General features: G+C 73.9%; 12 protein-coding genes. 10 read left to right on the top strand and 2 right to left on the bottom strand.

The window, feature by feature from the left end:
• The first annotated feature begins 34 nt into the window (after nucleotides 1-34).
• Nucleotides 35-1,309, top strand: a complete 1,275-nt coding sequence (locus ABD120_RS11795) for an MFS transporter (protein WP_343949833.1) — start codon at nucleotides 35-37, stop codon at nucleotides 1,307-1,309.
• Complete coding sequence (locus ABD120_RS11790; protein WP_343949832.1) at nucleotides 1,306-2,778, top strand: amidohydrolase family protein; 1,473 nt, start codon at nucleotides 1,306-1,308, stop codon at nucleotides 2,776-2,778. The genes ABD120_RS11795 and ABD120_RS11790 overlap by 4 nt, the downstream gene beginning before the upstream one ends.
• Before the next feature lie 30 nt (nucleotides 2,779-2,808).
• On the opposite strand, the gene ABD120_RS11785 is transcribed toward ABD120_RS11790, so the two are convergent.
• A complete protein-coding gene (locus tag ABD120_RS11785; RefSeq protein ID WP_343949831.1) occupies nucleotides 2,809-3,945 on the bottom strand; it encodes an MFS transporter in 1,137 nt (378 codons plus the stop codon).
• Between the two features lie 157 nt (nucleotides 3,946-4,102).
• Here ABD120_RS11785 and ABD120_RS11780 point away from each other — a divergent pair, with 157 nt between their 5' ends.
• The 5 genes from ABD120_RS11780 to ABD120_RS11760 are packed head-to-tail and all read left to right on the top strand — an operon-like array spanning nucleotide 4,103 to nucleotide 7,516.
• Nucleotides 4,103-4,948: a helix-turn-helix transcriptional regulator gene (locus ABD120_RS11780; RefSeq protein WP_343949830.1), complete on the top strand. Its 846-nt coding sequence runs from the start codon at nucleotides 4,103-4,105 to the stop codon at nucleotides 4,946-4,948.
• 41 nt (nucleotides 4,949-4,989) lie between these two features.
• Nucleotides 4,990-5,205 (top strand): hypothetical protein, encoded by a 216-nt coding sequence (locus ABD120_RS11775; RefSeq protein ID WP_343949829.1) that lies wholly within the window; start codon nucleotides 4,990-4,992, stop codon nucleotides 5,203-5,205.
• The gene (locus ABD120_RS11770; RefSeq protein ID WP_343949997.1) at nucleotides 5,166-5,612 is read left to right on the top strand and encodes a CorA family divalent cation transporter; all 447 of its coding nucleotides are present in this window, start codon (nucleotides 5,166-5,168) and stop codon (nucleotides 5,610-5,612) included. The genes ABD120_RS11775 and ABD120_RS11770 overlap by 40 nt, the downstream gene beginning before the upstream one ends.
• A 15-nt stretch (nucleotides 5,613-5,627) precedes the next feature.
• Nucleotides 5,628-6,122 (top strand): Cys-tRNA(Pro) deacylase, encoded by a 495-nt coding sequence (gene ybaK / locus ABD120_RS11765; RefSeq protein ID WP_343949828.1) that lies wholly within the window; start codon nucleotides 5,628-5,630, stop codon nucleotides 6,120-6,122.
• A 23-nt stretch (nucleotides 6,123-6,145) separates the two neighbouring features.
• On the top strand, nucleotides 6,146-7,516 hold the full coding sequence (locus tag ABD120_RS11760) for an amidase (protein WP_343949827.1): 1,371 nt from the start codon (nucleotides 6,146-6,148) through the stop codon (nucleotides 7,514-7,516).
• A gap of 3 nt (nucleotides 7,517-7,519) precedes the next feature.
• Here ABD120_RS11760 and ABD120_RS11755 read toward each other — a convergent pair whose 3' ends face one another.
• The gene (locus ABD120_RS11755; protein ID WP_343949996.1) at nucleotides 7,520-7,996 is read right to left on the bottom strand and encodes a hypothetical protein; all 477 of its coding nucleotides are present in this window, start codon (nucleotides 7,994-7,996) and stop codon (nucleotides 7,520-7,522) included.
• A gap of 148 nt (nucleotides 7,997-8,144) precedes the next feature.
• On the opposite strand from ABD120_RS11755, the gene murA reads away from it, so the two are divergent.
• From murA to ABD120_RS11740, 3 genes are all read left to right on the top strand, one after another.
• The gene (murA, locus tag ABD120_RS11750; RefSeq protein ID WP_343949826.1) at nucleotides 8,145-9,455 is read left to right on the top strand and encodes a UDP-N-acetylglucosamine 1-carboxyvinyltransferase; all 1,311 of its coding nucleotides are present in this window, start codon (nucleotides 8,145-8,147) and stop codon (nucleotides 9,453-9,455) included.
• A 53-nt stretch (nucleotides 9,456-9,508) separates the two neighbouring features.
• Nucleotides 9,509-11,899 (top strand): transglycosylase domain-containing protein, encoded by a 2,391-nt coding sequence (locus ABD120_RS11745; protein ID WP_343949825.1) that lies wholly within the window; start codon nucleotides 9,509-9,511, stop codon nucleotides 11,897-11,899.
• 95 nt (nucleotides 11,900-11,994) lie between these two features.
• On the top strand, nucleotides 11,995-14,366 hold a 2,372-nt coding region (locus tag ABD120_RS11740; RefSeq protein ID WP_343949824.1), incomplete at its 3' end, for an ATP-binding protein.

Here is a 14,366-nt window from a genome sequence, read left to right as displayed (position 1 = left end):
CAGAAACCCGCGACACCCCATCGGAGGGCCACCCATGGGACCGGCCGACACCACCCCCGCCCCGACCGCGGCCCAAGTGCGCAGAACCGCCACCCTCACCGTCGCCCTGCTCGCCGGCGTCTGGGTGATCGACTACATCGACCGGGTCATGATGGCCGTCGCGCTGCCGTTCATCGGCGAGGAGTTCGCGCTGTCCAAGACCGAGCAGGGCTGGCTCATCACGGTCTTCTCCCTCGCCTACATGCTGTGCCAGGTGCCCGGCGGCATCCTCGCCGACAGGTACGGCGCCCGCCGCCTGCTGCTGATCTCCCTCGTGCTGTGGTCGGTCTTCACCGCCTTCACCGGCCTGGCCTGGGGCCTGGTCTCCCTGCTGGTCGTCCGCGCCCTGTTCGGCATCGGGCAGGGACTGTTCCCCGGCGCCTCGTTCAAGGCGCTGGCCGAACGCACCACCCCGGCCGTCCGCGCCACCGCGGCGGGCTCCATCCTCGCCTCCAACCAGCTCGGCGCGGGCGTCGCGCCGCTCATCGTGGCCCCGCTGCTGCTGGCCTTCGGCTGGCGGCACACCTTCTGGGTCACCGCCGTCGCCGGCGTGCTCATCGGCGTCCTGCTGTGGAAGATGCTGCCCAGGGCGCTGCCCGCCCACCTCAACGGCACAGACGAGGATCCCGGCCAGAATCCCGGACGGCGGCCCGCTCTCGGCCCCGTCCTCAGGTCGGCGTCGGTGTGGAAGTTCGCCGCCCTGTTCTGCGCCACCAACATGCTCGGCTACGGCATGATCACCTGGGTGCCCAGCTACCTCATGGAGGAGCGCGGCATCTCCCTCGTCGGCGTCGGCGTCATGTCCGCCGTCCCCAGCCTCGTCATGTGCGCCACCACGTTCGCCGGCGGCTGGCTGTTCGACCGCTGGTTCCACGACCGCGCCCGCCTGTTCGTCATCCCGCTGCTGCTGGCCACCGCCGTACTGCTGTGGCTGATGCTCCAGGCGGAGACCGCCGTCGGCTTCACCGTCTACCAGACGCTGGCACTCGGCGTCGCCGGGCTGTCGTCCATGGGCATCCTCGGCATGCCGGTGCGCGCGCTGCCGCCCGCCGTCATCGGCTCCGGCATGAGCGTCGTCAACGTCGGCGGCCAGATCGCCGGGGTCCTCGCCCCGGTACTCATGGGCCACCTCGTCGACACCTTCTCCTACACGGCGGCCTTCGGGCTGCTCATCGCCACCACGATCCTGGGCGCGCTCATCGCCTTCGCCGTACCGCAGCGGCAGGATCAGTTCACCATCGCCCCCAGCGGCGGCAAGGAGCCCGCATGACGACCTACGACCTCGTGCTCGCACGCGGCCGGGTGATCGACCCCGAGACCGGACTCGACGCCGTACGCGACGTCGGCGTCACCGGCACCACCGTCCGCGCCGTCTCCCCCGAGCCCCTCGACGGCACCGTCCGCCTCGACGCCACCGGCCTGGTCGTCTGCCCCGGCTTCATCGACCTGCACAGCCACACCATGGACGTCGCGGGCCACCGTCTTCAGGCCCTCGACGGCGTCACCACCGTCCTCGAACTCGAGGCCGGGGCCTACCCCGCCGCCGACGCCTACCGCCGCGCGGCGGCCGAGGGCAGGCCGCTCAACTACGGCTTCTCGACCTCGTGGGCGATCGTGCGCATGGCCGTCACGCTCGGCCTGCCGCTCGGCGGCGCCATCGAGGAGTTCATGGCCCACATCGGCCGCGACGCCTGGCAGCGGCCGGCGGAGCCGCAGGTCGTCGACCGCATCGTCGGCCTGCTCGAACGCGACCTCGCGGGCGGCGCGCTCGGCATCGGCGTCCCCGTCGGGTACGCGCCGCACGTCGACCCCGCCGAATACCTCGCCGTCGCCGCGCTCGCCGCCCGCGCCGGGCTGCCGACGTACACCCACGCCCGCGAACTCGTCGAGCAGGACCCCGCCACCCTGGTGGACGGCGCCGAGGAGATCGTCAGGGCCGCCGCGGAGACCGGCGCCCACATGCACTACTGCCACGTCAACAGCACCTCCGTCCGGCACGTCGACCGCGTGCTCGGGCTCGTGGACAGGGTGCGGGCCGAGGGCGGCCGCGTCACCACCGAGGCCTACCCGTACGGCGCCGGCATGACCGGCGTCGGCGCCGCGTTCCTCGCCCCCGAACTGCTGCACCGGCGCGGCCTCACCCCGCACTCGCTCGGCGTCCTGGGACGGCCCGGCCGCGTCGCCGACGAGGCCGAACTGCGGGCCCTGCGCGCCGACTCGCCGGGCTCCTCGGTGTTCGTGCACCTGCTCGACGAGGACGACCCCGCCCAGTTCGACCACATCCGCCGGGCGCTGCTCTTCCCCGACACGGCCGTCGCCACCGACGCGGCGCCGCTGCTGTGGCGCTCGGGGGCGGGCGACCCGCTGGCGTGGCCGCTCGCGCCGGACGCCGTCACCCACCCGCGTACGGCGGGCACGTACGGCCGCACGCTGCGGCGGCTCGTGCGGGAGGACGGGGTGCTGAGCCTCCAGGAGGCCGTCAGGCGGTGCACGCTCGTGCCCGCCGACGTGGTCGGCTCCGGCGTGCCCGCGATGCGGCGCAAAGGCCGGGTGCAGCCCGGCTGCGACGCCGACCTGGTCGCCTTCGACGCCGACCGGGTCAGCGACCGGGCCACCTACCAGGACACGGCGCTGCCCACGACCGGGTTCGCGCACGTGGTCGTGTCGGGCGAGTTCGTCGTCAGGGACGGCGAGATCGTCACCACGGCCTTCCCCGGCCGCCCGGTCAGGGCCTCCTGAACCCGCTCACGGCCTTCCCCGCCGCACGGGTCAGGTCTTCGGCTCCGGGACGCTGACGGCCGGCTCGACCAGCGGGCGCGACAGGAACCAGGCCAGCAGCGGCATCGCGACCAGGCAGGCGAGCGCGACCCGCAGGGACGTGGCCTCGGCGAGGGCGCCGATGAGCGGGCTGACCGCCCCTCCGGCGCTCACCGCCAGCCCCAGCGTGACCCCGCTGGCCGTGCCCGCGTGGCCGGGCAGGTAGTCCTGTCCCAGGGTCACGTGCAGCGAGAACGGCACGTACAGCGCCAGCCCGGCCGCCGCCGCGAAGACGTGCACGCCGGGCCCCGGCACCAGTACCACCCCGGCCACAGCGGGCACGGCGAGCGCGTACGCCAGGCGCAGCGTCCGCACCCGCCCCCACCGGGCGGCCAGCGCCCCGCCCAGGACGGTCCCGACCGCACCGCCCGCGAACTGGGCGAACAGCGCCGCCGCCCCGGAGGCGCCGCCGCCCGCGTACAGGGCGACGAAGGCGCTGAGGCCGATGTAGGCGATCGAGCGCGCCGCCATCACCAGCGCCAGCCGCGTGAACGCCGCCCAGTCGTCGCGGACGGCCACCACCCGGGGACGGCCGCCCGCCCCCCGCCCGCCCACCGCGCGCATGGCCGCGACCGTCAGCACGCACCCCAGCAGCGCGGGCACCACCAGCAGCGGCGAGGCGCCCACCCCGCCCGCCGCCAGCAGCGGCGTCACCAGCAGCGGCGCGAGCGCGAACCCGAGGTTCCCGCCCAGCGAGAACCAGCTCATCGCCACGTGCCCGCCGCCGCTGGCCGCGCGCGCCAGCCGGGCCGACTCCGGGTGGTAGGCGGCCACGCCGAGCCCGGACAGCGCGACCGCGAGCCAGGTCAGCGGGTACGACCCGGCCGGTCCGACGAGACCGATGCCGGCCCCTGCCGCGAGCATGCTGACCGGGATCAGCCAGGCCAGCCGCAGGCGGTCGGCCAGCAGCCCGAACAGCGGCTGCACGATCGAGGACAGCAGCGTGGCGGCCAGCACCAGGCCGGAGGCCGCGACATATCCGTAATGCCGCTCGGCCACCAGAAAGGGGATCATCGCGGGAACCGCGCCCTGGTAGAAGTCCACGCCGGCATGACCGGCGGCGAGCACGCCCATCCTGGTTCTCCGCACGCCTCCGATCGTCGCCCGGCCGCCGATGGCGCGCTTCCGATAAGATGCCAATAAATGCCGAAAAACCGCCGTGACGGCGGGAGGGGGCGCGGGTGAGGAGCGTCTTCCTGGAAGGACGGCGACCACGAACTGCGGGTGGCGGTGGGGGCGGCCTGCCGTGACAGGAACGCGAGCTCCGAAGGAGCGCCCCGCGACCCCTCCCGCAGACACCCAGCGCCCCGCATCCCCTCCCGCGGCCCCTGCCTCAGACCCCTGCCACACCGGACGCCCCGCACCTCCTCCCGCAGTCCCCCGCCATACCCCCGCCGCCTTCACCGGGGCCCGCCCCCTGCGGCCGGGCGGTGCGATCGACGCCCACCGCCACGACGACCACCAGATCGCCTACCCCCGCACCGGCGTCATCTCCGTCACCACCGACGCCGGCACCTGGGTCGCCGCCGGCGACCGCGCCCTGTGGATCCCCGCCGGCACCGTCCACGAGCACCGCGCCTACGGCCGCACCGACCTGCACCTCATCGGCCTCACCGACAACCCCCTCGGCCTCCTTCGCCCCACCCTCCTCGCCGTCACCCCCCTTGTCCGCGAGCTCATCGTCACCTGCTCCCAGGAGCCCGGTGACCCCCTCGCCCGCGCGCTGCTCCTGTCGCGCCTGCGCCCCTCCCCCGGCCGCCCCGTCCACCTGCCCGCGCCGCGCGACCCCAGGCTCGCGGCCGTCCTCGCCCTGCTCGACGCCGACCCCTCGGACCCCCGTCCCCTCGCCGGGTTCGCTCTCGCGGCCGGCACCAGCGAGCGCACCCTCACCCGCCTGTGCCGCGACGAACTCGGCATGACCTTCCCCCAGTGGCGCACCCGGCTCCGCCTGCACCACGCCCTGGTGCTGCTCGCCGACGGCGCCCCGGTGACCACGGTGGCGCACCGGTGCGGCTGGTCCTCGGCCAGCGCCTTCATCGACGTCTACCGCCGTGCCTTCGGCCACACCCCGGGCCGCGCCTTTACAAAGTAGATCCTGTTTGCGCGACCAGCCGCACGGAAACGACCGACTCCATGACGGTCAGAGCCTGGCGCTGCGACGCCACCGGGGTGCACGAACTCGGCGCGCTGCCCGCCGACACCCCCTCCGGCTCGTTCCTGTGGGTCGAGGCCGAGGACCCGACCGACGCCGAACGCTCCGAACTCGCCGACCGCCTGCGCCTGAGCCCCCTCACCGTCGGCGACGTCACCTGGAGCGCCGGGTCTTCGCCAAAGGCAGAGCGGACCTGATCGACCGCATCTACTACCTGATCCGCGAGGTCCTCCAGTGCCGCGAGGCCGTCGAGCCGATGCTGATTGTGGCGGAGGAGGTCTCGGCTGGCCGTCCCCGCCTGCACGACGTCGAACGGCACCTGCGCTGGGCCCACACCTCGGTCCGCAACAGCGAGTACCTGCTGACCACGATCCTCGGCGCCCACCAGAGCCAGATCGCCCTCTGGCAGAACGAGGACAGGCGCAAGATCTCCGCCTGGGCCGCCATCATCGCGGTCCCCACGCTGGTCAGCGGCGTGTACGGGATGAACTTCACGCACATGCCCGAGCTACGATGGCCGTTCGGCTACCCGCTGGCGGTCGCCGTGATGGCGCTGGCCTGCTGGGTGCTGTACAAAGCGTTCCGCCGCAACGGCTGGCTCTGAGTACGATCGGCGATCATGAGCAAGAAGGGCAAGTCAGGCGGCCAGGGCACTCCGGCGACGGTGGCACTGGCGAAGGCCGAGATCGGGTTCACCCTCCACCCCTACGAGCACGACGCCGACGCCTCCGCCTACGGCGAGGAGGCGGCCGACGCGCTCGGCCTGCCGTACGAGCGGATCTTCAAGACCCTCGTCGCCGAGGTCGACAGCGGCCTCGCGGTCGCGGTGGTACCAGTCTCCGGCAGGCTCGACCTGAAGGCGTTCGCGGCGGCGCTGGACAGCAAGCGGGCGACCATGGCCGAGGCGGCCAGGGTCGAGCGGGTCACCGGCTACGTCGTCGGCGGCATCAGCCCGCTCGGCCAGCGCAAGCGGCTGCCGACCGTGGTCGACGCCTCGGCGCTGGGCTTTCCGACCGTCTACTTCTCGGCCGGGCGGCGCGGGCTGCAGATCGAGACCGCCCCCGCCGGGCTGGTCGAGCTGACCGGCGCGGTCACCGCGCCCATCACCAAGTAGAGCCGGATCCTTATCATCACAGAGTGAGGCAACTGCACTATCTGAGCGCCACCGAGCTCGCCGCGCTGCTGCGTACGCGGCAGGTGAGCGCGGTCGAGGTGATGCGCGCCCACCTGGAACGCATCGAGCGGGTCAACCCCCGGATCAACGCGATCGTCACCCTGGTCGCCGAGCGGGCGCTGGAGGAGGCCGCGCGCGCCGACGCACACGGCCCGAAAGGCCCGCTGCACGGCCTGCCCGTCGCCCACAAGGACCTGTTCGACACCGCCGGGATCAGGACCACCTACGGCTCACCCGTCTACGCCCACCACGTGCCGGACCGCGACGACCTGATCGTGCGGCGGCTGCGGGCGGCGGGTGCCATCACCGTCGGCAAGACCAACACGCCCGAGTACGGTACCGGCTCCCACACGGTCAACGACGTGTTCGGCGCCACCCGCAACCCCTACGACCTCGGCCGCTCGGCCGGCGGCAGCAGCGGCGGCGCGGCGGCGGCCCTGGCGGCGGGCCTGGTGCCGCTGGCCGACGGCTCCGACATGGGCGGCTCGCTGCGCAACCCGGCCTCCTTCTGCAACGTGGCCGGGCTGCGGCCCACTCCCGGCCGGGTGCCCGACCTGTCGGGCAAGGCTGCCTGGTACACCCTGTCCGTGCCGGGGCCGATGGCCCGCACCGTCGGCGACCTGGAGCTGATGCTGGGGGTCGTGGCGGGCTTCGACGCCGGGTCGCCGTACTCGATCGCGGCGCCGTACACGCCGGATCCGGAGGAGGGGGTGCGCGGCCTGCGGGTCGCCTGGAGCCCCGACCTCGGCGGGCTGCCGGTCGATCCGCGCACGGCGGAGGTCACCGCGCAGGCCCCCCGCGTCCTGCTCGAACTCGGCGCCGACGTCGAAGCGGTGGACCTCGACCTGTCGGACGCCGAGGACGCCTTCCGCGTCTACCGCGCCTGGTACTACGCGCTGGCCCACCCCGACCTGGACGTCCTCGGCCCCAACACCCGCTGGAACGCCGAGCAGGGCCGCCGCGTCACCGGCGCCGACCTGGCCCGCGCCGAGGTGCTGCGCACCGGCCTGTACCGGCGCATGGCGGCCTTCTGGGACGACTACGACGTGCTGCTGGCCCCGGTCAGCCAGGTGCCGCCGTTCCCGGTCGAGGAGCCGTACGTCGCCGAGGTGGCCGGCGTGGCGATGCCGGACTACCTGGCGTGGATGCGCTCGGCGTACTGGGTCAGCGTGCTGCACGCGCCCGCCGCGAGCGTGCCCGCGGGCTTCACCGCCGAGGGGCTGCCGGTCGGCGTGCAGATCATCGGCAGGCCGTTCGCCGACGCCCGCGTGCTGCGGGTGGCCCGCGCCTTCGAGGCGGTCACCGCGCACCACGCCCGCCACCCGTCGCTCTAGGGCTCACAGGCCCATCGGGTTGCGCAGCGGCGACTCGCGGTAGCCGTGCAGCCCTTCGAGCAGGCCGAAGACGAACACGGCGGCCAGCGGCCACGACACCAGCACGCCCCTGGCGGTGAGGTCCAGCGAGCCGGGCACCACCTTCAGGCCCGGCTGGGCGGCCGCCTCGACGGTGACGACGCCCAGCGTGAACGTCGAGCCCGCCCAGTACGCGAGGAACGCCGCGAGCGCCCCGCCGACGCACAGGCCGAGCAACGCCTCAAGCTGGCCTTCGCGGCGGTTCAGCAGCCAGACCGCGAGGCCGCTGGCGAGCCCGAGCCCGCCGGTGACGACGGCGAACCAGCCGTCCGCCGCGATGAGCGCCTGCGTGGACGGGTCGGCCAGTACGGTCTCCGTCCCCGCCACCGTGTAGGGCGCGCGCGGGGAGAGGTGGGACCACAGGAGCCCCGCGAGCACCCCCAGCGCCGCCAGGATCAGCACAGTCAAGGTGAATGCCCGCACAGGGCGCACGAAATCACTCCCCTACCCATGTGTGCCTGAATCGCTCGATGGTATCCCGGTACCCACCGAAACACGCCGAGGCGGACCGGCGAGAGGGGCATCACCCAGGACACGGGACAATGGCCGGATGAGCGATGAAGAGGTCTGGCTGATCGAACCCTCCGGGCCGCTGCGAGGGGACGTCGTCGTCCGAGGATCGAAGAACGGCGTGTCCAAGCACATGGTGGCCGCGATGCTGGGCACCGGCGAGTCCATCATCGGCAACGCGCCCGAGGTGGGCGAGGTGGGCATCACCGCGTCGATGCTGCGCGCCCTCGGCATCACCGTGGAGATCGACGACAGTGAGATCCGCATCGAGCAGGGGCCGCGCATCGAGCCCCGGGTCCCGGCCGAGTACACCGGCCTCAACCGGATCCCGATCCTCATGCTCGGGCCGCTGCTGCACCTCGCGGGCGAGGCTTTCGTGCCGCTCGTCGGCGGCGACCCGATCGGGCGCAGGCCCATCGACTTCCACGTGGCCGCCCTGCGCGACATGGGCGCCGAGGTGGAGATCCAGGAGGGCGGGGTGTACGCCAAGGCCAAGCGGCTCAACGGCACCCGCCTGGAGCTGCCGTACCCGAGCGTGGGCGCCACCGAGACGATCCTCATGTCGGCGGTGCTGGCCGAGGGCAAGACGGTGCTGAAGAACGCGGCGATGGAGCCGGAGGTCGTCGAGCTGGCGCTGTTCCTGCAGCGGATGGGCGCCCGCATCGAGTTGTCGCCCGACCGGCGCATCGTCATCGAGGGCGTGGAGCGCCTGCACGGGGCGCAGACGTGGCTGGCGGGCGACCGGATCGAGGCCTTCTCCTACCTCGCGGCGGGCCTGGTGACGGGCGGCGAGGTGCGCGTGCACGGCTGCCCGCAGGACCGGCTGGTCACGGCGATCACCACGCTGGCCCGGATGGGCGCCCGCTTCGAGATCAACGACGAGTACCTGTGCGCGACCGCGCCGCCGGAGGGGCTGCGCGCGGCCGCGGTGCAGACCGACACGCATCCGGGTTTCATGACCGACTGGCAGACGCCGCTCATGGTGCTGTTCACGCAGAGTCACGGCATGTCGGTGCTGCACGAGACCGTCTTCGAGAACCGCCTCGTGTACGTGCCCGCGCTGCAGGCGATGGGCTGCGAGATCGAGGTGTTCGACCAGTGCCTCGGCGGGCCCGCCTGCCGTTACCACGACTCCAACGCCAAGCACTCGGCCGTGGTGCGCGGGGTCTCCCAGCTCAAGGGGGCCGACGTGCGGCTGCCCGACATCCGCGCGGGCTTCTCCGCCGTGCTGGCGGCGGCCGTGGCCGACGGCCCGTCCACGCTGCGCGGCGTCCACCACATCGAGCGTGGCTACCACCGGCCGTTCGAGCAGTTCAAGACCCTCGGGCTGGACATCCAAAGGCGCGGGTAAAAGAGTGGCGATCCGGTGTTTGCGGCCGGGCACCGGGTCGTACATCATCCTGCGTGACTGTCGTCAAAACGGTCGGGGTGCTGGGTGCGGTCGGCGCGCTCGGCGGGTTGCTGGCGGCCGCGCTCGCGGTCCCCGCCGTCAGCGGGGCCGGGCTCACGGTCAAGAACGTCGCCGACACCTTCGTCGACCTGCCGCCGGCTCCCCGCGAGGAGCCGCTGTCGCAGGTGACCAGGCTGCTGGACAAGAACGGCAAGCCGTTCGCGCAGTTCTACGAGGCCAACCGGACCGAGGTGCGGCTGGCGCAGGTGACGCCGGTGATGCGCAGGGCGATCGTGGCCATCGAGGACGCACGCTTCTACGAGCACGGCGGCCTCGACGTCAAGGGCACGCTGCGGGCGCTGCTGACCAACACGCAGGCGGGCGGGATCCGGCAGGGCGGATCCTCCCTCACCCAGCAGCTCGTGAAGAACATCCTGGTGGAGGGCGCGCAGTCCGAGCAGGAGCGCGACCGGGCGCGTGCCCCCAGTCTGGCCCGCAAGATCACCGAGCTGAGGTACGCGCTGGCGCTGGAGGAGAAGTACCGCAAGGACGAGATCCTGGAGCGCTACCTCAACATCGCCTATTTCGGGGCGGGCGCCTATGGGGTGGAGGCGGCGGCCAGGCGCTTCTTCTCGACCTCCGCCGACCGGCTGACGCTGGCGCAGGCGGCGACGCTCGCGGGCGCGGTGCGCTCGCCGTACGCCAACGACCCCTCGCTGGGCCGTAGGCAGCAGGCGCGGCTGAAGATGCGCCGCGACCTGGTGCTGGACCGGATGGCCTCGCTCGAACTGATCACCGCCGCCGAGGCGGGCGCCGCCAAGAAGGCGCGGCTGGCGCTGCGGCTGCAGCCAGCACCCGGCGGGTGCGAGGCCAGCGCCTACCCGTTCTACTGCATGTACGTCCAGCGCGAACTGCTCACCAACGCGGCCTTCGGCAACACGCCGGCGGAGCGGCAGCGCCGCATGTCCAGGGGCGGGCTGACGATCAGGACCGCGCTCGACCCGCGCGCCCAGCGGGCCGCCGACCAGGCGATCGGCCGGTACGTGGACGCCGCGGACTCCGAGGTGGCCGCCGAGGCGATGGTGGAGCCGGGCACCGGGCGGATCCGGGCGATGGCGGCCAGCAAGAGGTTCGGCCGCAACCCGGGAGACCGCAAGAACGGCCCGAAGACGACCTTCAACCTGGCCGCCGACGTCGCGCACGGCGGCGGCATGGGCTTCCAGGCGGGCTCGACGTTCAAGGTGTTCACGCTGGCGACCGCGCTGCAGCAGGGGTGGCGGTTCGGGCAGGGCTTCGAGACGCCCGGGATGCTGGTGCCGTCGTACGGCTACCGCGACTGTCAGGGCAACGCCGTCAACGACAACTCCGCCCGCGTCTTCAACGCCAGCGGCGAGGGCAAGGGCGGCCCGCACAGCCTGGAGACCGGCACGTGGAAGTCGGTCAACATCTTCTACATGATGCTGGAGCGCAAGGTCGGCCTGTGCAACGTGGTCAGGACCGCGCGGGCGCTCGGCGTCACCCGGGCCGACGGCACGCCGCTGCGCGAGGTGCCGACGTTCACGCTGGGCGTCAACGAGGTGGACCCGGTGACGGTGGCGGGCGCCTTCGCCGCGTTCGGGGCGCGCGGCCGCTACTGCAAGCCTCAGTCGATCGTGGAGATCACCGACGAGGCGGGGGTCCGTACGGCGGTGCCCCCGGCCTGCGAGCAGGTGATCGAGCGGCCGGTGGCCGACGCGGTCAACCACGTGCTGAGCGGGGTGTTCACGCAGGGCACGATGAAGGGCCAGAGCATCGGCCGCCCGGCGGCGGGCAAGACGGGCACGAACAACGGCTACACCTCGGCCTGGTTCGCGGGCTACACGCCGGATCTGGCGGCCGCGGTCAGCATGGGCGACATCCGGGGCTCCTACCGGTACCCGCTGACCGGGGTGCAGATCGGCGACCGCTACTACGGTTCGGTGCAGGGGGCCTCGCTGCCCGGCCCGATCTGGGTGGAGTCGATGGAGAACGCGCTGAGCGGCAGAGATGCCACCGGCTTCCACTATCCCGACATGTCGCGATTCGGGGGTGGGTTCACGCCGGGCCTCAAGGAGGCCGAGGAAGCCGAGCGCAAGGCGAAGCGCCGCGAACGCCGGGAAGAACGCCAGGACGAACGCCAGGACGAACGCCGGGACCGGCACGGGGATCAGCGCGGGGATCAGCACGGGGATCAGCGCGGTGAGGCGCGGGACCGAGAGGGCCGCGAGCCGGACCCGATCCAGTGGGAGCGGGCCGACGAGGACCAGATCCGCCGCGAGATCGAGCGCCGTCTGGAGGGCCGTCCGGAGGGCCGCGACCGCCGCCGGGCCGAGCGTCAGGAGAGCCGCGGGCCCGTCCGCGTCAGGGGCGGCCGCCCCCGCGATTGACAAGATCCGCGACCGTCCGGTCAGGATCCGGGATTGAACGGCGGGTCGCGGGTGGATACGGTCCGGATGACTCACCTATTCGTTCGGAGCCGTCCATGGGCGACTGGCCGGGTTTGGTGGGGCGCGACGCGGCGCTCCGGGTGCTTCTGGACACCCTGGCGCGCCCGCCCTCTGTCGCGCTGGTCGAAGGCGAGCCCGGCATAGGCAAGACCACGCTCGCGCACGCGGCGGCCGTGCGGGCGGCGGCGGAGGGCCGCACGGTGCTGCTCGGCCACTGCCACCAGCTTCGCGAGCCGTTCCCCTACGGGCCGGTGTTCGAGGCGCTGCGCGAGCTGCTGCCGCGCCTGCCGCGCTCGCTCCCGCTCAACCCGGTCACGGGCGCGCTGCGCGGCCACCTGCCCGAACTCGACGAGGTGCTGCCCGCCGCGCCGGAGCCGCTTGAGCACCCGGCCGCCGAGCGCCATCGCCTGTTCCGCGCCGTCCACGAGCTGCTGGCGGCCGCCGGGCCGACCGTCCTGGTGGTCGAGGACCTGCACTGGGCCGACGACGGCACCCAGGACCTGCTGCGGTTCCTGCGCCGCCGCCCGCCGGACGGGTTGTCGCTGGTGCTCACCTACCGCAGGGGCGACCTGCCGCCCACCGGGCTGGCGCTCGGCAGTTCCTACCGCCGCTCCCCCGAGGCGACCAGCGTGGTGATCCCGCTCGGCCCGCTCGACGCCCGCGCCGTCGGCACGCTGGCCGCCGCCCTGCTCGGCCACGCCGACGTGCCGCCCGCCTTCGCCGGCCGATTACACGAACTCACCTCGGGCATCCCGTTCCTGGTCGAGGAGGTCGTGCGCTCGCTCGGCGACGACCGCCGCCCCGAGGCCCTGGAACGCGCGGGGGTGCCGCTGCTGCTGCGCGAGTCGATGACCGAGCAGCTGGCCCGCCTGTCGCCCGCCGCCCTCGCCGTCGTGCGGGCCGCCGCCGTCCTCCGCCTGCCCGCCCGGGAGGCCCAGCTCGGCGCGGTCGCCGACGTCGCCGGCACCGCGCGCGGCCTCGTCGAGGCGCTGCAGGTCGGGGTGCTGCACGAATATCCCGGCGGGTACGGTTTCCGCCACACGCTGGCCCAGGAGGCCGTCTACGACACCGTCCCCGGCCCCGAGCGCAGGCTCGCCCACGAGCGTGCGGTCGCCGCGCTGGCCGCGCTCGACCCGCCGCCGCTGGTGCAGCTCACCTTCCACGCCCGCCGTTCCGGCGACGACACCGCCTGGCTCGACTACGGCACCGCCGCCGCCGAACGCGCCTCCGCGCTGGGCGACACGCCGCTGGCCGTCCAGGTGCTGGAGGAGATGATCGCCGACCCGCAGCTACCGGGCTCGCGCCGGGCCGGGCTGGTGCTCACGCTGGCCCGGCTGGCGCTGGCCGGACTGTCCTGTCCGCGCGTGGTGCGGCTGCTGCGCAACCTGCTGTCCGACGACCGCCTGTCGCCCGACCTACGCGGCGAGGCCCGCCTGTCGCTCGGCCTGATGCTGTTCGGCCAGGGCGGCGACGTGGCGGCCGGGCGTCCGGCGATCCTCGCCGCCGTGGACGAGCTGGCCGACCGGCCCGCGCTCGCCGCTCGCGGCCTGGCCGGGCTCGCCATGCCCGGCTGGGGCCCGGAGTCGCTGCCGACCCACGAGAAGTGGATGGCCCGCGCGGAGGAGCTCGTCGCGCTGGAGGACGACCCCGAGCCCGCCGCCGCCGTACGGGGCAACCGGGCGGCGCTGGCGATGTCCGTGGGCGCGCCCGAGGCCGCCGAGCTCGCCGAGACGCTGCCGGGCACCCACCCGTCGGCGGCCGTGCGCAGGCAGGTGGCGCGCGCGTACTGCAACCTGTACGACCTGGCCGCGACGCTCGGCCTGTACCCGTGCGCGGAGGAGCTCGGCAGACGGGGGCGCGAGCTGGCCGAGGAGACCGGCGCGTTCTTCCCCGGGGCGCTGGCGCGCGGCGTCGCCCTGCGGCTCGAACTGCTCACCGGCCGGTGGGACGGCCTGGCCGCCCGCGCCGCCGCCGTCATCGAGGCGATGGGCGACACCCCGGTCGCCGGGCTGGAGGGCCACTACGTGCTGGGCCGACTCGCGCTCGCCTCCGGCGAGTGGGCCGAGGCCGCCGCCCACCTGTACGCCTCCGGCCTCGACGACCCCGACGCCCGCTACCTGCCGCTCGTGCTGGCCGCCTGGGGGGCGCTCATCGAGCTGCACCTGGCGCGCGGCGAGCACGCCGAGGCCGCCGCCCAGACCGGGCAGGCCGTGGCGCGTCTGGTGTCCAAGGGCGTGTGGGCGTGGGGCGACCAGCTCGTTCCCGCCGCTGTGACGGCGCTGCTGCGCGCCGGGCGGGCGGAGGAGGCCGCCCATCTGCTGGCCCGCTTCGCCCACGGCATCGAGGGCAGGACCGCGCCGTCCGCCTCGGCCGCGCTGCTGCTGGCGCGGGGGCTGGCCGAGGCGGC

It is taken from the genome of Nonomuraea longicatena, from assembly GCF_039525605.1.
GTDB classification, from domain to species: Bacteria; Actinomycetota; Actinomycetes; order Streptosporangiales; family Streptosporangiaceae; genus Nonomuraea; species Nonomuraea longicatena.
Note: the sequence above shows the minus strand (reverse complement) of the source record. Positions and strands in the feature narration are given on the sequence as shown.

Bases quoted from the DNA above. Each gene is read 5' to 3' on its own strand.
- murA (WP_343949826.1), top strand. From the start codon at position 8,145: ATGAGCGATGAAGAGGTCTGGCTGATCGAACCCTCCGGGCCGCTGCGA.
- ABD120_RS11775 (WP_343949829.1), top strand. From the start codon at position 4,990: ATGACGGTCAGAGCCTGGCGCTGCGACGCCACCGGGGTGCACGAACTC.
- ABD120_RS11790 (WP_343949832.1), top strand. From the start codon at position 1,306: ATGACGACCTACGACCTCGTGCTCGCACGCGGCCGGGTGATCGACCCC.
- ybaK (WP_343949828.1), top strand. From the start codon at position 5,628: ATGAGCAAGAAGGGCAAGTCAGGCGGCCAGGGCACTCCGGCGACGGTG.
- ABD120_RS11795 (WP_343949833.1), top strand. From the start codon at position 35: ATGGGACCGGCCGACACCACCCCCGCCCCGACCGCGGCCCAAGTGCGC.